The sequence below is a fragment of the Pseudomonas sp. IPO3778 genome, assembly GCF_013386825.1.
Classification (GTDB): Bacteria; Pseudomonadota; Gammaproteobacteria; order Pseudomonadales; family Pseudomonadaceae; genus Aquipseudomonas.
On sequence record NZ_JACARC010000010.1, the window covers coordinates 1 to 22,278 of the forward strand.

Annotated in this window: 18 protein-coding genes; 8 read left to right on the forward strand and 10 right to left on the reverse strand. The window is 61.7% G+C overall.

Features of this window, described 5'->3' with window-relative positions; translation table 11 throughout:
- Window positions 1–141: 141 nt before the first annotated feature.
- A complete protein-coding gene (yrfG, locus tag HX855_RS02520; protein WP_177088790.1) occupies window positions 142–804 on the reverse strand; it encodes a GMP/IMP nucleotidase in 663 nt (220 codons plus the stop codon).
- An 87-nt stretch (window positions 805–891) separates the two neighbouring features.
- On the opposite strand from yrfG, the gene nudE reads away from it, so the two are divergent.
- Window positions 892–1,458: an ADP compounds hydrolase NudE gene (nudE, locus tag HX855_RS02525; protein WP_177088789.1), complete on the forward strand. Its 567-nt coding sequence runs from the start codon at window positions 892–894 to the stop codon at window positions 1,456–1,458.
- Window positions 1,455–2,291 carry a 3'(2'),5'-bisphosphate nucleotidase CysQ gene (gene cysQ, locus HX855_RS02530; protein ID WP_177088788.1) on the forward strand — a complete coding sequence of 279 codons (837 nt, stop codon included), beginning with the start codon at window positions 1,455–1,457 and terminating at the stop codon, window positions 2,289–2,291. The genes nudE and cysQ overlap by 4 nt, the downstream gene beginning before the upstream one ends.
- Before the next feature lie 127 nt (window positions 2,292–2,418).
- On the opposite strand, the gene HX855_RS02535 is transcribed toward cysQ, so the two are convergent.
- Genes HX855_RS02535 through rfbB form a run of 7 tightly spaced genes read right to left on the reverse strand, consistent with a single transcriptional unit; the run spans window position 2,419 to window position 9,503 of the window.
- Entirely contained in the window at window positions 2,419–2,874 is a 456-nt protein-coding gene (locus tag HX855_RS02535) for a YiiD C-terminal domain-containing protein (RefSeq protein ID WP_177088787.1), read from the reverse strand.
- A gap of 27 nt (window positions 2,875–2,901) precedes the next feature.
- Window positions 2,902–4,287, reverse strand: a complete 1,386-nt coding sequence (locus HX855_RS02540; protein WP_177088786.1) for a sigma-54 dependent transcriptional regulator — start codon at window positions 4,285–4,287, stop codon at window positions 2,902–2,904.
- A complete protein-coding gene (locus tag HX855_RS02545) occupies window positions 4,284–6,092 on the reverse strand; it encodes an ATP-binding protein (RefSeq protein ID WP_177088785.1) in 1,809 nt (602 codons plus the stop codon). The genes HX855_RS02540 and HX855_RS02545 overlap by 4 nt, the downstream gene beginning before the upstream one ends.
- 36 nt (window positions 6,093–6,128) lie before the next feature.
- Window positions 6,129–7,010: a dTDP-4-dehydrorhamnose reductase gene (gene rfbD / locus HX855_RS02550; RefSeq protein ID WP_177088784.1), complete on the reverse strand. Its 882-nt coding sequence runs from the start codon at window positions 7,008–7,010 to the stop codon at window positions 6,129–6,131.
- Entirely contained in the window at window positions 7,007–7,552 is a 546-nt protein-coding gene (gene rfbC, locus HX855_RS02555; RefSeq protein WP_177088783.1) for a dTDP-4-dehydrorhamnose 3,5-epimerase, read from the reverse strand. Before rfbC ends, rfbD begins: the two co-directional genes overlap by 4 nt.
- Window positions 7,549–8,424, reverse strand: coding sequence for a glucose-1-phosphate thymidylyltransferase RfbA (gene rfbA, locus HX855_RS02560; RefSeq protein ID WP_177088782.1), 876 nt, complete (start codon window positions 8,422–8,424; stop codon window positions 7,549–7,551). The genes rfbC and rfbA overlap by 4 nt, the downstream gene beginning before the upstream one ends.
- Window positions 8,421–9,503 carry a dTDP-glucose 4,6-dehydratase gene (gene rfbB / locus HX855_RS02565; RefSeq protein ID WP_177088781.1) on the reverse strand — a complete coding sequence of 361 codons (1,083 nt, stop codon included), beginning with the start codon at window positions 9,501–9,503 and terminating at the stop codon, window positions 8,421–8,423. The genes rfbA and rfbB overlap by 4 nt, the downstream gene beginning before the upstream one ends.
- 180 nt (window positions 9,504–9,683) lie before the next feature.
- On the opposite strand from rfbB, the gene HX855_RS02570 reads away from it, so the two are divergent.
- From HX855_RS02570 to HX855_RS02585, 4 genes are all read left to right on the forward strand, one after another.
- The gene (locus tag HX855_RS02570; protein ID WP_177088780.1) at window positions 9,684–12,593 is read left to right on the forward strand and encodes an aminotransferase; all 2,910 of its coding nucleotides are present in this window, start codon (window positions 9,684–9,686) and stop codon (window positions 12,591–12,593) included.
- Window positions 12,594–12,718: 125 nt separating this feature from the next.
- Entirely contained in the window at window positions 12,719–13,597 is an 879-nt protein-coding gene (gene aguB, locus HX855_RS02575) for an N-carbamoylputrescine amidase (RefSeq protein WP_177088779.1), read from the forward strand.
- Between the two features lie 6 nt (window positions 13,598–13,603).
- Window positions 13,604–14,710, forward strand: a complete 1,107-nt coding sequence (gene aguA, locus HX855_RS02580) for an agmatine deiminase (protein WP_177088778.1) — start codon at window positions 13,604–13,606, stop codon at window positions 14,708–14,710.
- Between the two features lie 243 nt (window positions 14,711–14,953).
- Window positions 14,954–15,166 carry a hypothetical protein gene (locus HX855_RS02585; protein WP_177088777.1) on the forward strand — a complete coding sequence of 71 codons (213 nt, stop codon included), beginning with the start codon at window positions 14,954–14,956 and terminating at the stop codon, window positions 15,164–15,166.
- Window positions 15,167–15,346: 180 nt separating this feature from the next.
- On the opposite strand, the gene HX855_RS02590 is transcribed toward HX855_RS02585, so the two are convergent.
- On the reverse strand, window positions 15,347–17,419 hold the full coding sequence (locus HX855_RS02590; protein WP_177088776.1) for a TonB-dependent siderophore receptor: 2,073 nt from the start codon (window positions 17,417–17,419) through the stop codon (window positions 15,347–15,349).
- A gap of 227 nt (window positions 17,420–17,646) precedes the next feature.
- On the opposite strand from HX855_RS02590, the gene HX855_RS02595 reads away from it, so the two are divergent.
- Together HX855_RS02595 and HX855_RS02600 are read left to right on the forward strand one after the other, a co-directional pair.
- Window positions 17,647–18,357, forward strand: coding sequence for a DsbA family protein (locus tag HX855_RS02595; RefSeq protein WP_177088775.1), 711 nt, complete (start codon window positions 17,647–17,649; stop codon window positions 18,355–18,357).
- Between the two features lie 269 nt (window positions 18,358–18,626).
- Complete coding sequence (locus HX855_RS02600; RefSeq protein ID WP_177088774.1) at window positions 18,627–19,922, forward strand: OprD family porin; 1,296 nt, start codon at window positions 18,627–18,629, stop codon at window positions 19,920–19,922.
- 90 nt (window positions 19,923–20,012) lie between these two features.
- Here HX855_RS02600 and HX855_RS02605 read toward each other — a convergent pair whose 3' ends face one another.
- Complete coding sequence (locus tag HX855_RS02605) at window positions 20,013–22,163, reverse strand: M48 family metallopeptidase (RefSeq protein ID WP_177088773.1); 2,151 nt, start codon at window positions 22,161–22,163, stop codon at window positions 20,013–20,015.
- Between the last annotated feature and the right edge of the window lie 115 nt (window positions 22,164–22,278).

Consider the following 22,278-nt stretch of genomic DNA (forward strand, 5'->3'; position numbering starts at 1 on the left):
CGGGCTTTGTCCCTCCTCCTCCCTTCAAGTCCTAGCATACAAGCGGGCTTGCTCGCGAAAGCGGTGTATCAGTACCGAATAGGCCGACTGGTACTGCGCATTCGCGAGCAAGCCCGCTCCCACCTTGGATCTTCAGCGTTGTCACAAACCTACAATCAGTTCCCGGTAATCCCCAACCGCCGCAAACTCCGCCGTGTCCTTGGGCCCCTTCCGGCTGTCTGGTTCTTTCACCGCCAGCAAGTGCCCCACGCCAAAATCCCGAGCGCTGCGCAGGATCGGCAAGGTGTCGTCGATAAACAGGCTGCGGGCCGGGTCGAAGGCGATGTCGGCTTGCAGCGCGTCCCAGAACTGCGGGTTTTCCTTGGCAAACCCATAGTCATGGGAACTGATCAGCCGCTCGAAATAAGGCGCCAGCTCGATGCGTTCCAGCTTCAACGACAGCGAATCCCGATGGGCGTTGGTAATCAGGATCACCCGTTTGCCCGCCTGTTTGATGGCGGCCAGGAAGGTATCGGCGTCTGGGCGCAAGGCGATCAGGTGCGCGGTTTCCAGCTTGAGTTCGCGCACCGGAATTTTCAGCTCCGCACTCCAGAAGTCCAGGCAATACCATTGCAACTGTCCGGCGTTACGCTCAAACAGTGGCTGCAGCTCCATCTCGGCCATGGCCCGGCTCACACCATGCAGCTCGGCATAGCGCTGGGGCAGGTGCTCCATCCAGAAATGGTTGTCGAAGTGCAGGTCGAGCAAGGTGCCGTCCATGTCCAGCAAGACGGTGTCGATGGCGTGCCAGGGCAATGGAGGCATAAAGAACACTCATGTAAGAAAAGATATCCGACACAGACAATCGGAAAAGCCACGGTATAGTAACCCGATCACGCCAAGGAGCCGCTCATGCGCCAGAAACCCACCGTCCTCGCCCGCGAAATAGTCGCCAGTAGCCGTTTGTTCCGCGTGGAGGAAGTGCAATTGCGCTTTTCCAATGGCGTGGAGCGGACCTACGAGCGTCTGGTGGGCCGAGGGGCCGGTTATGGTGCGGTGATGATCGTGGCAATGATTGACGCGGACCATGCGCTGCTGATCGAAGAGTATTGCGGCGGCACTGATGAGTATGAGTTGTCATTGCCCAAGGGCCTGATCGAGCCGGGTGAAGACGTGTTGGCGGCCGCCGACCGTGAGCTCAAGGAAGAAGCCGGCTATGGCGCCCGCCAGTTGGAGCACATTACCGAGCTGTCGCTGTCCCCCGGCTACATGAGCCAGAAAATCCAGGTGGTACTGGCCACCGAGCTGTATGAAGAACGCCTTGAGGGCGACGAGCCGGAGCCGATGCGCGTCGACCGGGTCAACCTGCGGGAGCTCTCGCAGTTGGCACAAAACGAGCAGTTCAGCGAGGGCCGCGCCTTGGCGGCGCTGTACCTGGTACGCGACTTATTGACTCAACGTGGGGCGTTCCAGCCATGAGCGAACTGTTCCTGGGTCACCCGTTTATTGCCCCTGTGATTGAACTGGCCCGCCAGGCCGGTGAGGTCATCCTGCCGTATTGGCGCGCCGATGTCGCGGTGACTACCAAGACCGATGATTCACCGGTCACCGCCGCCGACCTCGCTGCCCACCACCTGATTCTGGCCGGGCTGACTGCCCTGGACCCGAGCATTCCGGTGCTGTCGGAAGAAGACGCCGATATCGACCAGAGCGTGCGCGCCGGGTGGCAGCGCTGGTGGCTGGTGGACCCGCTGGACGGTACCAAGGAGTTCATCTCCGGCAGCGAGGAGTTCACCGTCAACATCGCGTTGATCGAACAGGGTCGGGTGGTGTTTGGCGTGGTATCGATGCCCACCAGCGGCCGTTGCTACTTCGGCGGTGCGGGGCTGGGCGCCTGGCGTTCGGATGTGAGCGAGCCGCCCAGGCAGATTCAGGTGCGCCAGACGCCTGCGGCGGGTGAAGCGTTTACCGTGGTTGCCAGCCGTCGGCATACCAGCCCCGAGCAGGAGCGTTTGCTGGCGGGTTTGAGTGTGGGATTGGGTGAGTTGAAGCTGGCAAATATCGGCAGCTCGTTGAAGTTCTGCCTGTTGGCTGAGGGCAGTGCCGATTGCTACCCGCGTCTGGCGCCGACCTCGCAGTGGGACACCGCCGCGGCACAAGGCGTGCTGGAAGGGGCGGGTGGTGAAGTGCTGGAACTGGATGGACAGCCGTTCAGCTATCCGGCGCGGGAGTCGTTGTTGAACCCGTTCTTTTTGGCACTGCCGGCTAAAGCGGAGTGGCGTGAGCGGCTGCTGACTCTGGCCCGGTCTTAAACCAAACACCGATCAATTGTGGGAGCTGGCTTGCCTGCGATAGCGGTGGGCCAGCCAACAAAAATATCGACTGACAGTACGCTATCGCAGGCAAGCCAGCTCCCACAGTGGTTATGGGTAATGGCTTCTAGCGGTGCAGGACGTACTGCCCGGTAAACGCCACAGCCCGCTCTTCACTGCCTTCATTGACGATCCACGTCTCCAGCGCCAACCGCGCCCGGCCATAGCGCTTATAGGTCGCCACAAACCGCTTCCACACCTTTTCATCCGGTGCCTGGCACACCGCCGTGGCATCAGTGGTCACCGGTAGCGGGTAACTGATCTGCCCTTCCTGAATCACGATATGCCCGTCTTCGATCCCTTCTTCGCGCAACTGCAAATGCAGCCAACCCCAACCCGCCAGTACGGCGCCGCAATACAGGCTGCCACCAAACATGGTGCTCTTGTGGTTGATGTTGGCGTCCAGCGGCAAGCGCAGTTGCAGTTGCCGGTCCTGCCAGTCGAGCACTTTGAGGCCCATTTCCCGGGTCAGGGGAATGTCATGGTGAAGGATCGATTCCAGGTAACGGCTATCGCGACTCATGGTGGCCTCGTGGCAGGTGGAAAAGGGTCATTCGTCGTCAGCGTGGCTGTTGCCGCTGTCGGCGAAGTTCAGCCCGTGCTTGCGCAGTTTGTCGTGCAGGGTTTTACGCGGCACACCCAGGGCCTCGGCGAGGCTGCGCATGGAGTTGTGGGTGCGCGCGAGTTCGGCGGCGATCAGGCTTTTTTCGAACTGTTCGACCTGTTCGCTCAATCCACCGGGTGTGCTGGTCAGGACGCCAGCCGATGGATTGTCTTGCGTGCTGTCCAGCGCCAGTTCCAGGCCCAGGGCAAAGCGCTCGGCGGCGTTTTGCAGTTCCCGCACATTGCCCGGCCAGCTGTGACGCAATAACAGCGCACGTTGCCCCGGTTGCAGCTCTTTCATCGGCAGCCCGTGGCGGGTGCTGGCTTCGTCGGCAAAGTGCTGGAACAGCATCAGCGCATCCTCACCCCGCTCCCGCAGCGGTGGAATGCGCAGCGGCGCGACGTTGAGGCGGTAATACAAGTCGGCCCGGAAGCGCCCCTGGTCGGCAGACTGGCGCAGGTCTTCCTTGGTGGCGGCGATGATGCGGATATCCAGCGGGATCAACTGATTACCGCCCAGGCGCTCCACCACGCGCTCCTGCAGCAGCCGCAGCAGCTTGACCTGCACATCCAGGCTCATGCTTTCGATTTCGTCGAGAAACAGCGTGCCGCCGTTGGCGAATTCGAACTTGCCGATGCGCCGCTTCTGGGCCCCGGTGAAGGCCCCCGGCTCATGCCCGAACAACTCGCTCTCCACCACTGACTCAGCCAGGGCGCCGGCGTTGATTGCCACAAACGGCCCTGTGCGGCGGTTCGACAGGTCGTGCAGCGCACGCGCCACCACTTCCTTGCCGGCGCCGGTCTCGCCGAGGATCAGTACGTCAGCCTTGGTCGCCGCCAGCGCACCAATTTGCTCGCGCAGGCGCAGCATCTGCGGTGAGTGCCCCACCAGGCGCGTGCTCAATTGCTGGCGGTCGCTGAGGGCCAGGCGCAGGCTGCGGTTGTCCAGTACCAGGCGGCGCAGGGCCAGGGCGCGGCGCACGCTGTCGAGCAAGGCGTCGCTGGCGAAGGGTTTTTCCAGGAAGTCATAGGCGCCGGTCCGCATGGCCTGCACCGCCAGCGGTACGTCGCCGTGGCCGGTGATCAGCAACACCGGCAGCTCCGGGTCCTGGGCGTGAAGCTCCCGCAGCAGCTCAAGGCCGTCCATGCCGGGCATGCGGATGTCGCTTACCACCACGCCCGGCCAATCCCGGGACAGGCGCGCAGTCAGGCCCTGGGCTTCGCCGAGGGTCAGGACTTTCAGCCCGGCCAGGTCCAGGGTCTGGCACAGGGCCTGACGCAGGTGTGGATCATCGTCGATCAACACCACCTGAATCTGGTTATCGATACTCATACACTGCGGTCCTCGGACGGTTGCAGACTGACACCCGGTGCTCCGGCGCGCAGTTTCAAGGTTAACAGCGCGCCACCTTCCTTGTGGTTGGCGAACAACAGTTCACCGCCGAAGGCGCGCATCAGGGTGTCGCAGATCGCCAGGCCCAACCCCAGGCCCTGGGTGCGGGTCTTGGTGGTGTAGAAGGGCTCGCTGGCGCGGCCCAGGGCTTCCATGCAGAAACCCGGGCCGTTGTCGCGAATGTACAGGTTGACGCCCTGTTCGGTGGTTTGGGCACTCAGCCAGAGTTTGCGCGGCGGGCCTTTTTCGGTGAGGGCGTCGAGGGCGTTGGCCAACAGGTTGCCCAGCACCTGGCGCAGGCGGGTTTCCCCGGCCGCCACCCACAAGGTGGCCTCGGGCAGGTCGCGGATTAATTCGACTTCCATGGACCGCCTGCGCTTGGCCAGCAACGCCAGCGCATCATCCAGGGCTGGTTGCAGGGCCACGCTTTCCGGGGCATGCCGGTCGCGCCGGGCGAAGGCGCGCAAGTGGGCGATGATCGAGGCCATGCGCCCGGTCAATTCACTGATCAGCTTGAGGTTGCCACGGGCGTCGTCGGTGCGCTCATGGTCGAGCAAAATCTCGGCGTTTTCCGCGTAGCTGCGAATCGCCGCCAGCGGCTGGTTGAGTTCGTGGCTGATACTCGCCGACATGGTGCCCAACGCCGACAGTTTGCCGGCCTGTACCAAATCATCCTGGGCGCGCACCAGTTCCTGCTGGGCCTGTTCACGCTCCAGCACTTCCTGTTTCAGCCGGCGGTTGAGGCCTTCCAGGTCGCTGGTCCGCTCGATCACGCGCATTTCCAGCTCGCGGCGGGCCTTGGCTTCGAAGGCGATGCGCTCCAGGTAATGACGACGGCGCTGCATCATCAGGCCGAGCAATAACATCAGTACCAGCAAGGTGGCGCCACCCACGGCAACCACCGTGCGCACCGGGCGGCTGATCAGGGTGCGCGGGGCAAGAATCTCGACCTTCCAGCCCGTTTCGGCAATGTCGGTGGCCTGGCGCACCCAGGCCGTGGCGCTGAGGTTCAGTGGCTGCGGGTCGCGGGTCGGGTAGGGCTGGATGGCGATGATGGCCCGGCGTTCTTCATCCGTCAGCGGCCGGGTCGCGCGGAATCGCCATTGCGGGCGCGAGGTGAGGATGACCACGCCGTTGTGGTCGGTCACCAGCAATTGTTCGGGGGTGTTGCCCCACAGGCTCTCGGTGTGGTCCAGGTCGACCTTGACCACCAGCACGCCGATGATCGTGTCGCCGTCGCGCACGGCGGCGGCGAAGAAATAGCCGCGCTTGGCCGAGGTGGTGCCCAGGCCGAAGAAGCGCCCCAGGCGCCCGGCCATGGCTTCGCTGAAGTACGGGCGGAAGGAAAAGTTACGCCCGACAAAGCTGTCCTGTTTGTCCCAGTTGGACGCGGCGAGGGTCTTGCCGGTGGTGTCCATCAGGTACATCACTTCCACCCCGGCCTGGGCGGCGACGTTCTTGAGCAGGAGGTTGGCGTTGACCAGGTTGGTGCTGACGTGAGGGGCGTCGATCGCGGTGCGCAGGGCGGGCAGGTCGCCGAGGATTTGCGGCAACACTTCGTAGCGGTGCAGGGTGCCCAGCAGGTTGGCGACGTACAGGTCCAGCGTCTGGCGGTTCTGCCCGGCCAGTTCACTGCGGTAATAGCGCTCGGCCAAGTGCTCCAGCGGCCACAACAGCGGTGCCAGGCACAGCGCCAGCAAGGCCAGGCTGCGCCAGCGGGGTCTTCGCGGAAGGGGTGGAGTCATGGGAGTCGTGCGCCTGTGGGTACAGGCGCATTATGCCTACGCCTGCCCGGCAAGACACTCGCGCAATGCGTCGTGCCATTGCGGCTGCGAGACGTGCCACTGTTGTTGCAGGCGGCTGCAATCCAGGCGCGAGTTCAGCGGGCGCTTGGCGGGCGTCGGATAGGCGCTGGAGGGAATCGCTTCCAGTTCGGCGCAGGCGTGGCCGCTGGCCCGCAGTTGCTCGCCGATGGCCTGGGCAAAGCCGAACCAGGAGGTCTCGCCCTGGGCAGTCAGGTGATAGACACCCCACTCTCCGGCCTGGCCCGCTTGCCAGCGTTCGATCAGCGCGCGGGTGCTGTTGGCAATGGTTCCGGCCCAGGTCGGTGCGCCGATCTGGTCGGCAACGATGCGCATCTGCGGTTTTTCCTGCAGCAGGCGTTGCATGGTCAGCAGGAAGTTCTTGCCGTGGGTCGAGTAGACCCAACTGGTGCGCAGAATCAGGTGTTCGCCACCGACGGCGGCGATCGCCTGTTCACCTGCCAGCTTGCTCGCGCCGTAGACGCCCAACGGGTGGGTGACGTCGTCCTCGTTGTAGGGCGCGGGCTTGCTGCCGTCGAACACGTAGTCGGTGGAGTAGTGGATCAGCGGGATGCCTAGCGCCTTGGCTTCCTCGGCGAAGATGCCGGGGGCGGTAGCGTTGATGGCGAATGCCACGTCCGGTTCGCTCTCGGCTTGATCGACGGCGGTGTGGGCGGCGGCATTGATGATCAGGCCCGGGCGATGGAGGCGTACTTGCTGTCGGATTTGCTCGGGATGCGTCAGGTCAAGCTGGTCGCGGCCCAGCACGATCAACTCGCCCAGGCCCTGGAGGCGTTGTTGCAGCTCCCGGGAGACCTGGCCGTGTTGGCCGCTGATGAGGATTTTCAATGGAGTGCTCATGGGAATACATCGGCTTCTTTCAGGCTCTTGCCGTTCTGGTCCTTGGCGGACAAGGTCGGCGTACCGGTCAGTTGCCAGTCGATGTTGAGCTCTGAATCGTCCCAGCGAATGCACCGTTCGGCTGAGGGTGTGTAGTAATCCGTGGTTTTGTAGAGGAATTCGGCGTAGTCGCTGAGCACCACAAAACCATGGGCAAACCCCGCCGGGATCCACAGTTGGCGATTATTCTCGGCGGACAAGCGCACGCTCGCCCATTTGCCGAAGTGCGGCGAGCTGCGACGGATATCCACCGCCACGTCGAGCACTTCACCGGCAGTGACACGTACCAATTTGCCTTGAGCGTGTTCTACCTGATAGTGCAGGCCGCGCAGGACACCTTTTTGCGAGCGAGAGTGGTTGTCCTGCACAAACGCTTGTTGCAAGCCGGTTGCCTGGGCGAACGCACGGGCGTTGAAGCTCTCATAAAAAAAACCACGCTCATCGCCAAAAACCTTCGGCTCTATGATCAATACACCGGGCAACTCAGTGGCGGTTACATTCATTTAGTTTCCCCAGCGAGAGTGAACAAGTATTGACCATAGCCGGTTTTGCCAAAATATTGGGCCCGCTCCAGCAAGTGATCACGGTCGATCCAGTGGTTCTCATAAGCGATTTCTTCCAGGCACGCCACTTTCAGACCCTGGCGGTGCTCGATGGTCTGCACGTAAGTCGACGCTTCCAGCAGGCTGTCGTGGGTACCGGTGTCGAGCCAGGCAAAGCCACGGCCAAAGCGCTCGACATGCAGGTCGCCGCGCTGGAGGTAGGCGTTGTTGATGTCGGTGATTTCCAACTCGCCACGCGGCGATGGTTTGACTGCCTTGGCAATCTTGATCACGTCGTTGTCGTAGAAATACAGGCCGGTCACCGCATAGCTCGACTTTGGCTTGGCCGGTTTTTCCTCGATGGAAAGCGCGCGGCCCTCGCTGTCGAAATCGATCACGCCGAAACGCTCCGGGTCCTTGACCCAGTAACCGAACACGGTGGCACCAGACGGGCGTTCGGCCGCTGTGCGCAACTGGTCGCCGAAGTGCTGGCCGTGGAAGATGTTGTCGCCCAGGATCAGGCACACCGGATCATCACCGATAAATTCTTCGCCAATCAAAAACGCCTGGGCCAGTCCGTCCGGGGACGGCTGTTCGGCATAGGTGAAGCGCACGCCAAACTGGCTACCGTCGCCCAACAGGTTACGGTACTGCGGCAGGTCCAATGGGGTGGAGATCACCAGGATGTCCTTGATCCCGGCCAGCATCAGCACCGAAATCGGGTAGTAGATCATCGGCTTGTCGTACACCGGTAGCAGCTGCTTGGAAACGCCCAGGGTAATGGGGTGCAAGCGGGTGCCGGAGCCACCGGCCAATACGATTCCCTTCATCATGCAATCAGATCCTTCATGTCGGTGTTGCCCAGTCGTTCGCCCTGATAACTGCCGTCCTGGACCCTGCGGCACCATTCCAGGTTATCGAGGTACCACTGCACGGTTTTGCGCAGGCCGGTTTCAAAGGTTTCTTCGGGCACCCAGCCCAGCTCGCGTTCGATCTTGCTGGCGTCAATCGCGTAGCGCTGGTCGTGACCCGGGCGATCCTTGACGAAGGTGATCAGGTCGGTGAATTTCTCGACGCCGGCCGGGCGCTGGGGTGCCAGCTCTTCCAGCAGGCCGCAGATGCTGCGCACCACGTCGATGTTCTTCTGCTCGTTATGGCCGCCGATGTTGTAGGTCTCGCCCACCACGCCTTCAGTCACCACTTTGAACAGTGCACGGGCGTGGTCTTCGACGAACAGCCAGTCGCGCACTTGCAGGCCATCGCCATACACCGGCAACGGTTTACCGGCCAGTGCGTTGAGGATCACCAGCGGGATCAGCTTCTCGGGGAAGTGGAACGGCCCGTAGTTGTTCGAGCAGTTGGTCAGCAGCACCGGCAGGCCGTAAGTGCGCTGCCAGGCGCGCACCAGGTGATCGGACGCGGCCTTGCTGGCGGAGTACGGCGAGCTTGGGGCGTAAGGCGTGGTTTCGGTGAACAGGTCATCGACGCCATGCAGGTCGCCATACACTTCATCCGTGGAGATGTGGTGGAAGCGGAAGGCACTTTTGGCCGGTTCTTCCAGCGTCTGCCAATAGGCGCGTGCGGCCTCCAGCAGGCTGTAGGTGCCGACAATATTGGTCTGGATAAAATCCGACGGACCGTCGATGGAGCGGTCCACGTGGGACTCGGCCGCCAGATGCATGATCGCGTGGGGTTCAAAGCGCGTCAGTACGGCGCTGACGGTGGCCTGGTCGATGATGTCGGCCTGGACGAACTCGTAGCGGCTGTTGGCTGCGATGCTGGTCAGCGACTCAAGGTTGCCTGCATAGGTCAGTTTGTCCAGGTTGAGCACGTCGTGCTCGGTGTGTTGAATCAGGTGCCGGATCAGAGCAGAACCGATGAATCCGGCGCCGCCGGTGATGAGAATGCGCATGTCGGAAGCCCTTTTCCTTAGACGGACATTAAGCGAATGGAGCATAGCTTGAGTTGTGGAGCGAGGTGGTGCAAGGGGCGAGGCCAATTTGCATGTTCAAACCTCGCATTCACGGGGGTTGCGTAACCCCTGGCAACAATGGCGATATAAGCGCCTGATAAAGACACCAGGGATCGTCATATGTTGCTCGCCACGTTGATTCACCGCGCCAGTCTGCCATGCCCGCAAATAGGGCCGGAGCCTGCGGCGCAGCTACTGGAGCAGCATTACGGCCTTGGCGGGGCGTTACAGTCCCTTGGCAGCCAGCAAGACCTCAACTACCGAGTCGACAGTGACCGGGGCCGTTTTGTGCTGAAAATCTGCCGGGGCGATTACGCGGCCGTCGAGTTGCAGGCCCAGCATGCTGCCCTCAAACATCTGCAGGAACATTCGAATGTGCGGGTGCCCAAGGTCATCACGTCCCTTAACGGCGCAGAACTGCTGACCGAAACCGTCGCCGGGCAAACCGTGCACCTGCGGTTGCTGGATTATATCGACGGCCAGCCGCTGACCCATCTGCCCCATTTGGGCCGCGAAGTGATCGCAGGCTTCGGCGAACTGTGCGGGCGCATGAGCCTGGCATTGGCCGGTTTCGAGCATCCGGGCCTGGAACGCACCCTGCAATGGGACCCGCGTCATGCCCTTGAGCTGATCACCCATTTGCTCTCGACCCTCGAAAACCTTCCCCAGCGGGCTGCGCTGGAGCAGGTGGTCGAGCAGGTGGAACGCCGCGTGCGGCCTTTAGCCGATCACCTGCCGTGGCAAGCCGTGCACATGGACATCACCGATGACAACGTGGTGTGGCAGCGCGACGCCCAGCGGCATTGGCAGGTGCAGGGTGTGATCGATTTCGGCGACCTGGTGCGCACCTGGCGCATTGCCGACCTGTCGGTGACCTGTGCGGCACTGCTGCACCATGCCGAGGGCGATCCGTTCGCCATCCTGCCGGCGATCCAGGCGTGCCACGGGATTACCCCGTTGCAGCACGAAGAGCTGCAGGCGCTGTGGCCGCTGATCGTCGCGCGGGCTGCGGTGTTGGTGCTGAGCAGCGAACAGCAGCAGGGCCTGGACCCGGATAACGCTTACCTGTTGAAGAACGCCGAGCATGAGTGGGAAATTTTCAACGTGGCCACCTCGGTACCCTTTGAGGTGATGGAGGCGGCGATCCTGAGCAGCGTGGGTGTCGCGTTGCCGCCCATCGCTGGCGAAGGTTTCGCGCCTTTGTTGCCGGGGTTGGTCGGGCACGAGTTCGCCCTGATCGACCTGGGGGTATTGAGCCCGCATTTCGAGGCGGGGAATTGGCAGCAGGCAGGTATTGATCGTCGGCTGTTAGAGGAGGCGGCCCTGGTTCATGGGCTGGCCGCCAGCCGTTATGGTCAATACCGGCTGTCCCGCACCCAGCCCGACAGCGCCGGCGAGCCGGAGACTTTCCCGCTGCACGTAGAACTGCACATGCCCTTGGGCGCTGCGGTGGAAGCGCCGTTCGCCGGCACCTTGCGCTACGCCGCCGTCGGCGTGCTGTGCCTGCACAGCGCGCAGTTGAGTGTGCGTTTGTGGGGTGTGAAGACTTTGCTGCAGCACGACGCTGCGGTGGTTAAAGGCCAAGTGCTCGGCGAGGTCATGGCGCCGCTGATGGTGCAACTGTGCCGCGCCGAACTTGAGCCGCCGTTGTTCTGCACGCCCTCACGGGCCGCCGCCTGGCAAGCGCTGTGCCCATCCCCGGCCACTTTGCTGGGGCTGGCGTGTGACGCCGAGCCGGAGCTGGACCCCGAAGCCCTGTTGGCCCGTCGCGACGCCAGTTTCGCCCGCTCGCAAAAACATTATTACGTCGACCCGCCGCGCATCGAGCGCGGCTGGCGCAATCACCTGATCGACATGCAGGGCCGCTCCTACCTCGACATGCTCAACAACGTTGCGGTGCTTGGCCATGGCCACCCGCGCATGGCCCAGGTGGCGGCGCGGCAATGGTCGCTGCTCAATACCAACTCGCGCTTCCACTACGCGGCAATTGCCGAATTCTCCGAGCGGTTGCTGGCGCTGGCGCCGGGTTCCATGGACCGGGTGTTCCTGGTCAACAGCGGCACCGAAGCCAATGACCTGGCGATCCGCCTGGCGTGGGCCTACAGCGGCGGGCGCGACATGCTCAGCGTGCTGGAGGCCTATCACGGCTGGTCGGTGGCGGCGGACGCGGTGTCGACCTCGATTGCCGACAACCCCCAGGCCCTGAGCAGCCGCCCGGACTGGGTGCACCCGGTGACCGCGCCGAATACCTATCGCGGCGAGTTCCGCGGGCAGGGCAGTGCGCCCGACTATGTACGCAGCGTGGAACACAACCTGGCGAAAATCGCCGCGCAGAACCGCCAACTGGCGGGCTTCATTTGTGAGCCGGTGTACGGCAATGCCGGCGGGATTTCCTTGCCGCCGGGCTATTTGCAGCAGGTGTACGCCCTGGTTCGGGAACAGGGTGGCGTGTGCATCGCCGATGAAGTGCAGGTGGGTTACGGCCGCATGGGCCATTTTTTCTGGGGCTTTGAAGAGCAGGGCGTAGTGCCGGACATCATCACCATGGCCAAGGGTATGGGCAACGGCCAGCCGTTGGGCGCGGTGATCACCCGCCGGGAAATCGCCGAGGCGCTGGAGGCCGAGGGTTACTTCTTCTCGTCGTCAGGCGGCAGCCCGGTAAGTTGCCGCATCGGCATGGCGGTGCTGGACGTGATGGAGGAAGAAAAACTGTGGGAAAACGCCCAGGTGGTAGGCGGGCACTTCAAGGCACGGTTGGAGGCGTTGGTGGAACAGCATCCATTGGTGGGCGCGGTGCATGGCTCCGGATTTTACCTGGGGTTGGAATTGGTCCGCGACCGGCACACCCTGGAACCGGCCACCGAAGAGACTGCGCTGCTGTGCGATCGGCTGCGGGAGCTGGGGATTTTCATGCAGCCCACCGGTGACTATCTGAACATCCTCAAGATCAAGCCGCCCATGGTCACCTCCCGGCAAAGCGTGGATTTCTTCGTCGACATGCTGGCGAAGGTATTAGAGGAAGGCCTGTAATAAAAAAGTCGATTGTTATCGGTAAAATATGATCATTTTTCGATGGTCGGATAACTATTAGCTTCAAAAGCCGATTTTTATCCGTTATAAAGGCGTCCACGTGCCCGCCGCCGAGGAGATGATTCATGAGCCGTATCGTTACCGTTGCCGCGACCCAGATGGCCTGTTCCTGGGACCTTGAAGCCAATCTCGAGACCGCTGAAAAGCGTGTGCGCGAGGCGGCCGCCAAGGGGGCACAGATCATTTTGATCCAGGAGCTGTTCGAGGCCCCGTACTTCTGCCAGAAACCCAACCCGGACTACCTGCAACTGGCGACCACGGTCGAAGACAACGTTGCAATCAAGCACTTCCAGAACGTCGCCCGGGAGCTGCAAGTGGTGCTGCCCATCAGCTTCTACGAGTTGGCCGGGCGCGCGCGTTTCAACAGCATCGCGATCATTGATGCAGACGGCTCCAACCTCGGGATTTATCGGAAAAGCCACATCCCGGACGGCCCGGGCTACCATGAAAAGTATTACTTCAACCCCGGCGACACCGGCTTCAAGGTGTGGAACACCCGCTATGCGAAGATCGGCGTGGGCATCTGTTGGGACCAGTGGTTTCCTGAAGCTGCCCGCAGCATGGCGCTGCAAGGCGCGGAAATCCTGTTCTACCCGACCGCCATCGGCAGCGAGCCCCACGACAAGCGCATCTCGTCCCGCGACCATTGGCAGCGCGTGCAACAAGGCCATGCCGGCGCCAACCTGATGCCGTTGGTGGCCAGTAACCGCATCGGTAATGAAGCGCAGGACGGTTACGACATCACCTTCTACGGCTCGTCCTTCATTGCCAACCAATACGGCGAGAAAGTCGCAGAACTCAACGAAACCGAAGAGGGCATCCTGGTGCACCGCTTCGATCTCGATGAACTTGAACACATCCGCAGCGCCTGGGGTTCGTTCCGCGACCGCCGTCCGAACCTGTATGGTGCGCTTAAAACCCTCGACGGTTCCCTGGAGTCCTGAATCGCCATGACCACTTTGCACAGCACCCCCCGCGCCGACGGCTTCCATATGCCTGCCGAATGGGCGCCACAAACCCAAACCTGGATGATCTGGCCCGAGCGCCCGGACAACTGGCGCCTGGGCGGCAAGCCGGCGCAGGCTGCCCACGTGGCGGTGGCCAAGGCTATCGCACGCTTTGAGCCGGTGACCGTGGCGGTCTCGGCCGGCCAGTACGAAAACGCCCGCGCGCGCCTCGACGTGCCGAATATTCGCCTGGTGGAAATGTCCAGCGACGACGCCTGGGTGCGCGACACCGGGCCGACCTTCGTGATCAACAACAGCGGCGAAGTGCGTGGGGTGAACTGGGACTTCAACGCTTGGGGCGGCTTTGATGGCGGCCTTTACTCGCCGTGGAACCGTGATGCCCAGGTGGGCGGCAAGATCCTCGAGATCGAACGCAGCCCGCGTTATCGCACCGAAGGGTTTGTGCTGGAAGGTGGCTCGATTCACGTCGACGGCGAAGGCACCCTGATCACCACCGAAGAATGCCTGCTCAACCGCAATCGCAACCCGCACCTTGGCCGTGAGGAAATCGAAGCGGTGCTCAGCGCCAACCTGGCGGTGGATAAGATCATCTGGCTGCCGGATGGCCTGTTCAACGACGAAACCGACGGGCATGTGGATAACTTCTGCTGCTATGTGCGCCCGGGCGAAGTGTTGCTGGCCTGGACCGACGACCCGCAAGACCCGAACTACGCGCGCTGCCACGCCGCCATGGACGTACTGCAAAGCAGCACGGACGCCCAGGGCCGCTCGTTCACAGTGCATAAAATGCCGATCCCGGGGCCGCTGTACGCCACCGAGGAGGAATGTGCAGGCGTGGATCCGGTAGACGGCACCCAAGAGCGCAATCCCACCGTGCGGTTGGCGGGTTCCTACGTGAACTTCCTGATCGTCAACGGCGGCATCATCGCGCCGAGCTTCGACGACCCGCTGGACAGCCGTGCCAAGGAAATCCTGCAGAACCTGTTCCCGCAGCACGAAGTGGTGATGGTGCCTGGCCGCGAACTGTTACTGGGGGGCGGAAACATCCACTGCCTGACCCAGCAACAGCCGGCCCCGCACAAAAACTGAGTGCACTTGTAACAGCCCAATGCCGGTTTGAACGGCCATCGAGCGCGCCGCTGTGCGCGCGCTCACAGCAAGCCCACGGCCCGTCAGGTTCGTGGGCTTTTTTGTGTCGATGTGCCGACAAACCGGGCACATTGGCATAGCTCTTGTATCGTTGTTGCCACACAGAGCACGGTGTATGACTAAGCGGTTCTGTCATAAACCTTGAGTAAGTTAGCCGCTCAAGCCGTCGGAGAGAGCGCTGAAATGAATGCCGATATCAACCTGATGTACAAGCGTACGTTCCACCCCCTGCGGGTGAACGGTGACGCGATCCATGCGCTGGCGCTCTGGTTGAAGGCAAACGGTTCCAGGCAGATCAGGACGCCCGACCCGCGCCGGGTGATGAGCGAACGGTACCCAGTGGGGCTGTTCAGCGAGGATGAGGTGCAGGCGTTGTGTGAGTTGATGAAAGACTGACGGTTGTTTTTCAATGTTGCACTGGACCTTGTGGCGAGGGAGCTTGCTCCCGTTGGGTTGCGCAGCAGCCCCAAAACAGATCACCGGGTTCTATCTGAAAAAACACAGTCGCCTCATTTTGGGGGCGCTTCGCACCCCAACGGGAGCAAGCTCCCTCGCCACAGAAAAGTGCGTTGCTGTTTAGAAACTGTATGTTCCGGTAACCACCAGGCTCCGCGGGTCCCCAAACTGAATCTGCGCCGCGCTGGTCGCTGAGGCGTAGTAGGTCTTGTCGCTGATATTGTTCAGCGCCGCCCGTACATCCCATTCTTTCTGCCGGAACCCGGCCAGTGCATCCCAGCGTCCGTAACCCGGCAGGGCCACGGTGTTGAGGTTGTCGGCATAGCGCTCACCCACCAGGGTCAACCCGGTTTCCGCGTACCAACCCATCTCCGGCTTCCAGGTGACGAACAGGCTGGCATTGCGCTTGGCCACGTCGCTGATGCGCTTGCCTTCAAAACCGTTGTTGTCCTTCACCACCGTGGCGTCCTGCAGGCCGACGCCACCGCGCACGTACCAGTTGCCGACGATCTTGCCGGCAGCGGTCAACTCCACGCCCCGGGAGCGTTGCTCGCCGCTGAGCAGGGTGATGGTCGGGTCCAGCGGGTCGCGGGTGCGGCGGTTGTAGAGTTCCAGTTCATACACCGCCAGGGTGGTGCTCAAGCGGTCATCGAGCCAGTCGCTCTTGACCCCGATTTCCTTCTGCCTGGTCAGTTCCGGGCTCAGGTCGTTGGCGTTGCCCGCCGCGTTGGGCGTGATGCCGATCAGGCCGCCACCGGTGGGCGAGAAGGTCTTGCTCCACGAGGCATAGAACGAGTGGTGTTCCAGCGGCGTCCAGACCAGGCCCACGCGCGGGCTGGTGCTGTGGCTCACGACCTGTTCCGAGGCGTTGGTCAATTGGTTGGTGGACTCGACATCAAAGCGGTCATAGCGCAAACCGGCGAGCAGTTGCCATTGATCGTTCAGGCGCAATTGGTCCTGCACATACACGCCCTGGCTTTGCACTTCGGTGTGGCTGCTGCTGAAGGCCGGCAGGCGACCGTAGTGGCGCAAGCCCGGGTTGGGGTTGTACACATCCACGCTCGGCACAGCGGCGAGCGGAGCCCGATAGAGTTTTGGGTCACGGCGCTGGTTGCCCAACTCCACTCCGGTCAGCAAGCGATGCTCCAGGCCAAAGGTGCTGAAGCCGCCTTCCAGCTCGACGTTGTTGAGGATGTTGCGGGTGGTCAAGTCCTGCTGCCAGCGCTGGCGCCCGACCTTGTTGGTTTTGGGGTCGTAGCTGACGGCGTAGGTGTTGTCGAAGTCGCTGTCGAGGGTGAACACGCCCAGCGTATGGCGCAGTTGCCAACTGTCATTCAACTCATAGGCAAGCCGGGAACGCAGGGACTGGGACTTGTCGTCGATGTAATCGCGCTTGTCACCATAAGTGGTGCCCCGGCTGACATCCGCCGGCCGCCCATTGACCCCTGGAATGCCACGGTCCGGCGTGCGGTTGTAGCGGCTGTATTCGTACTGCACCAGCCAGTTCAGGTCCGGGGTCAGTTGCCAGCTCATGGACGGTGCAAACAGTTGGCGATTGCCGCTGACGCCATCGCGGAAACTGTTGTTGTCCTCATTGCCCATGTTCAGGCGCAGGCTGATGGTATCGGTGGGGTCGGTGCTGAGGTCGGCATACAGGCTGCGCAAATCATTGCTGCCGCCCTGGGCTTCGATGCTGGAGGCGCGACCGGCCTGGGGCAGCTTGCTGACGCGGTTGACGATCCCGCCCTGGCCGCCGCGCCCGTACAACACGGCCGCCGGGCCTTTGAGCACCTCGATGCGCTCGATGTTGTGCAGGTCGCGCACGTATTGGCTGTCGTCGCGAATGCCGTCCAGGTAGAAATCGTTGCTGGCGTCGAAGCCGCGGATGCGCAAGCCGTCGAACCGTGTGTCGGCGCCGCTGCTGACGTTGGGCACACCGCTCAAGGCCTGGCCCAGGTCATTGGTGCCGTAGGAGCGCAGGCTCTCGGTTTTGACCGAGTCGATGGCCTGGGGCACGTAGCGCACGGGCGTGGCCGTGCGGGTCGCGGTGCTGGTTTCCTTGACGCGCGGGTCGTCTTCGTCGGCTTCGGCGCTCACGGAAGTTTCCGGCAGGACGGTGGCAGCGCAGGCAAATCCGGCAGACAGCAGTACAGAAAGCCCAAGGGTTATGGGCGTCAGGCGCAGGGCAGGCATCGGGGTGTGCATCCAAAAAGGGTGGGAGGATAAAAGCGCGTTAATGGTAATGCTTACTATTTGCGCAGGTTATCTATTCCTAAACGTACCTTTCTGAAAACTGTTACGGCATATGTTTTTCAGGGGTATTCGACCGATTCTCGAAACAGTCTGAAAGCCAATCCGGGGTTTTTCCCAACTGTGCGTAAGACTAATCTGCCGGGCATCAACGCCTCTTGGAGCCCGTCATGTCGGCAGCCACGCTTCACTACATTTACGACCCGCTGTGCGGCTGGTGTTACGGCGCCGAGCCGCTGCTGCACGCGGCCCAGGTGGTATTGCCGGTCCAGTTGCACGGTGGGGGCATGATGACCGGCGCCAATCGCCAATCCGTCTCGCCGCAGCTGCGTGACTACGTAATGCCCCATGACCGGCGCATCGCCGAGTACACCGGGCAACCGTTTGGCGAGGCGTACTTCGAAGGCTTATTGCGCGACACCGGCGCGGTGTTCGACTCGGCCCCACCGATCAGCGCCGTGCTGGCCGCCGAAAAAATCGCCGGCCGCGGTTTGGAACTGCTGGCGCGTTTGCAGACGGCGCACTACGTGGAAGGTCGCCGAATCGCCGATAACGACGTGCTGTTGAATCTGGCCGAATCTATCGGTTTGGATCCCCAGGCGTTTAAGGCCGCTTTCGATGAGGTCCTGGGTGCAGAAACGCTCGCTCACATCAAAAACAGCCGCCACTGGCTGGCAAAAATCGGCGGCCAGGGCTTTCCCACGTTGGCCCTGGAGCAGGGCGGCCAGCTTCAGTTACTCGACATCAGCCCCTGGCTGGGCAGGCCAGAAGCCTTCACGGTTTGGCTGAGACAAACAGTCGCAATTTCGATTCAAACCACCCAATCGAGTGCACCAATCTGTGGCTTGCAAGGGTGTGACGATCCGAGAAGTGCTGGATAGAGCCTTGCACAGTGATGGCTATTTAATAGTTCTTAGACTTTTTTAGCCTAAATACAGACGATTCACGAAATTGACACACAGTTAAGGGCGCGGATAGGATTCGCCCCAACGCCTGTGGCTAACCGCCATGACTTCCCCAATAAAAAAAGGCCCGCGGCATATTCAGTCGTCCGCGGGCCTTTTTTTATCTGGAAAAGTCGACACCAGAAAAGCAACACGGAGCCTGGTGTCACAGCGCGTACTCAACCAGTAATAAGGAATATAAGAAAATGTTGAAACAACGGATGGGGCTGATCGCTCTGGGGATTTTGAGCGCTACGCAAGCAATGGCTGACGACCAGGCCCAATCAAAGGGTTTTGTTGAAGACAGCCACCTGAACATTGCGGCACGCAACGCGTACATCAGCCGCGACTACAAAAACGGCAAGCAAGACAAAGCCGAATGGGGCCAGGGCTTCATCGGCAAGTTCGAGTCCGGCTTCACCCAAGGCACCGTCGGTGTGGGTGTGGACGTGATCGGCCAATACGCCATTCGCCTGGATGGTGGTAAAGGTCGCAGCGGCGCCGGCGGCATCAACTTCTTCAAGCAAGGCGACAGCGGCGAAGCGGCAAGCGACCTGGCCAAGGGCGGCGCAGCCGTCAAGGCGCGCATCTCCAACACCGTGCTGAAGTACGGTGACCAAATGCCAGCCGTGCCGGTCCTGGAATATGACAACTCCCGTCTGTTGTCCGAAACCTACACCGGTACCTCGATCGTTTCCAAAGAGATCGAAGGCCTGCAACTCGACGCCGGTCACTTCACCAAGGAAGCCCAAAAAGGCGCCGAAGGCACCGACAGCGGCAACCTGAAAAGCATCAACTACCTGGGTGGTAGCTACAAATTCACCGAAAGCCTGTCGGCCGCGCTGTACGCCTCCGATATGGAAGACGTGCTGAAGAAGCAATACGTCAACGTCAACTACGTGCTGGCCCTGCCAGAGAAACAATCGTTGACCTTTGACTTCAACGGCTACAAAACCAAGCTGGACAAGAGCTTCGCCCAGCTGACCCAAGGTGATGCCGACGCCCGCGACAACAAAATCTGGAGCCTGGGCGCCACGTGGGCCGTTGGCCCGCACAGCTTCACCCTGGCCCACCAGCGCAGCACCGGTGACACCGGTTACCTGTACGGCGGCTACCGCAACAACACCAAGGACAGCGGCATCGGCGACGGTGGCAACACCATCCTGCTGGCCAACTCCTACTGGTCTGACTTCAACGGCAAGGACGAGCGCTCCTGGCAAGCAGGCTACGGCCTGGACTTCAGCGCCTTCGGCGTGCCTGGCCTGACCTACAACATCGCCTACGTGCGCGGCACCAACATTGACGACGGTTCCAACCGCGGCAGTGGCACCGAGCGTGAAATCTTCAACCAGTTCAAATACGTGGTACAGAGCGGCCCGGCCAAAGACCTGAGCCTGCGTGCCCGTGCGTCGTGGTTGCGCGTTTCCAACAACGCCAGCAACTACAACGTCGGCGGTAACGAAATCCGCCTGTTCGCCGACTACCCGATCAACGTTTTCTAATTGATTCGGCGTCGCACGTCGACCTGATCACAGGTTGAAAAAAAACGCCCCGCAGCCATCGGCTCCGGGGCGTTTTTCATGGCAGGTAATTTATCCCTGGCGCTCCTGCAAAACCTGCCGGGCGTGTGCCGCATTCACGTAATCGGTCATCAATTCCAGCAACGCCTGGGGCTTGAGCTGCTTATTCTCAATGCACAGTTGCACCACTTGCAGCATCAACAGGCGCTTCTTCTGATTAAGCTTCACATCCGGTACGCCGAAGGCGGTTTTGCGCAGCTCGGGCAATGGTGCGTCGGGTGTGAGCGTCACCGTCACCAGCGTACCGTGGCCTATTTGCAGGGCGACATCGGCGATATGTTCGATGGGCAGCGGCTGCGCCAAATTGGCGAATACAAAATGCTCCGGCGTAAGCCCCAGCGCAGTCTGCGGCGCGCGCTTGACGAGGCGCACGCCAAACCACAACAGCCCCAACGCAAGGCCGGCGAGCCCGAAGCCTGTGGTGAGAAGCAGGGTGCTCTTTTCAGCCTTTGCCGGGACTATCCATGGCAGGCACGCCAGAACCAGCCCTATCGCTAAAAACACCACGGACAGCACGCTGGCAATTGTCCCGCGTACACGCCCACCTTCATGCAGGCGCTGCTCACCCTTGACCGCCTCGACCTGGGATTTCAGCGCCTCCGCATAGGCGGTGTCGTGTGAGACCATTTGCGCCACAAGGTCGCGCGTCAGTTGTTCGCGCAGCAACATCGGCTCGGCAAAGTAGCTGTCGAGGCTCGTGCAGGCCGCTTGCGCATCAACCGTCCGAGTGCCGCTGTTGATCGCCGTGTCGGGTGCTACCTGCAAGGCTGCCATCCGCTCACCGTTGGAGGGGTGGGAATCGGTCGGGTGGGGCAGGTGAACGTCCAGTGCTTCGGGCGGCAGTTGCAGCTCGCATGTTTGCAGTTCGTGAATAATTGCCCCTGGCAGATCGTCAACCAACGGCCGGTCCTGCGCCGGGGCCACGGCCAGATCCAGATGCGCCCGCAAGAGGTTGTCCACCTGTGGATCAATCGCAGACACCCGCATCAATGCCGACGCTGCCGCAACGTTACCGACCAGTCGCGCACCGGCAGCGTCGGCGAGCAACTCGCGCTCGCGGCTCCAGTGGTTAACGGCGTGATCGAAGCGCTCCAGGAAGAAAACTCCGAACAGGAATGAGGGCTGCATCAGGCGCGCCTGGAATGCGTCACTGTCCAGCATGCTCGTGGCCAGGGCCCCGAGGCTACGGCTCACGCCATCGTAGATCGGCACGAAGCGCATGCTGTATTCCGTGTCTTCACCGACAAAGTGCGCCAGCTCATGGCCGATCACTGCACCCATTTCCTCTCGGCTCAACAGGCCCAGATAAAGCAGTGGAACATGCAGCGTGCGCCCATGAAGCGCGGTATCGGCGGGGAGCACGACGGCGTCGCTGGAGGTCACGTAAAACCCTTCTGCCAGGCTGACCACGATATGGTCCGGTGGCAGCGCACCGAGTCGGTCGGCCAGTTCGCCCACGTAGCGCCATAACTGCGGGGCCTGCTGCGGCGTGACGACCCGACCGAACATCGGCATCGGCGTCGGCTCGAACATCGCCAACATAGAGCCCAGTTGCTTGAGCAACAGCCAGATCGAATACATGCAAACCGCGGCAATGATCGCCGCAACCATCATCATCTTGAACTCGCCTTTGGACAGCCTGCCGATATGCCACATCGCCAAACCTTCATAGGACAACACCAGCGCCACCGTCGCCGCCATCGCCACCACATGGCTCACCAGCACATACGGCAACAAGCGACTGCCCAGGGAAAATACCTGCAACAACTTTTCCCGCGACTGCTGCGCGCGGGCGCCGGCCCATTGCGTGCCGGCCAGCGCGACGATACCAATCAGCGCCGCCAGCGAGCCGAAGCCGATCACCCACTTGGCCAACAGGTTCAACGCGCTATTCACGGCGCGGGCGGTGCCTATCTCGGCTTCAACCGTAGCCACTCGCGACAGTGCCAACTGCACGCCGACTTTCTCACCACCCAGATCGACGGTGGCCCTCGGGTTCTTTGCGGCAATGGCTTGCAATTGTGGTTTGGCTGAGGCCAGGTCGACGTCGAAGCTAGCGACCTCAAGCGCACCCTCGGCGGCGCGCTGCAGCTCCCAGGCGCCGCCGATGGCCAGCAACAAAGGGAAAATAATCAGCAGAAAAATCAGTTTCAGAGCGTTCATTGGAGTCCGTTCACAATGCAGGGGGGAGGAAGGTTATACCGAAAAAACCAGCGAAACGGGATAGCGCAGGGCGCGTGGTGATAGACGGCGCACAGCGGTCGGTGGGTTTTCCCGG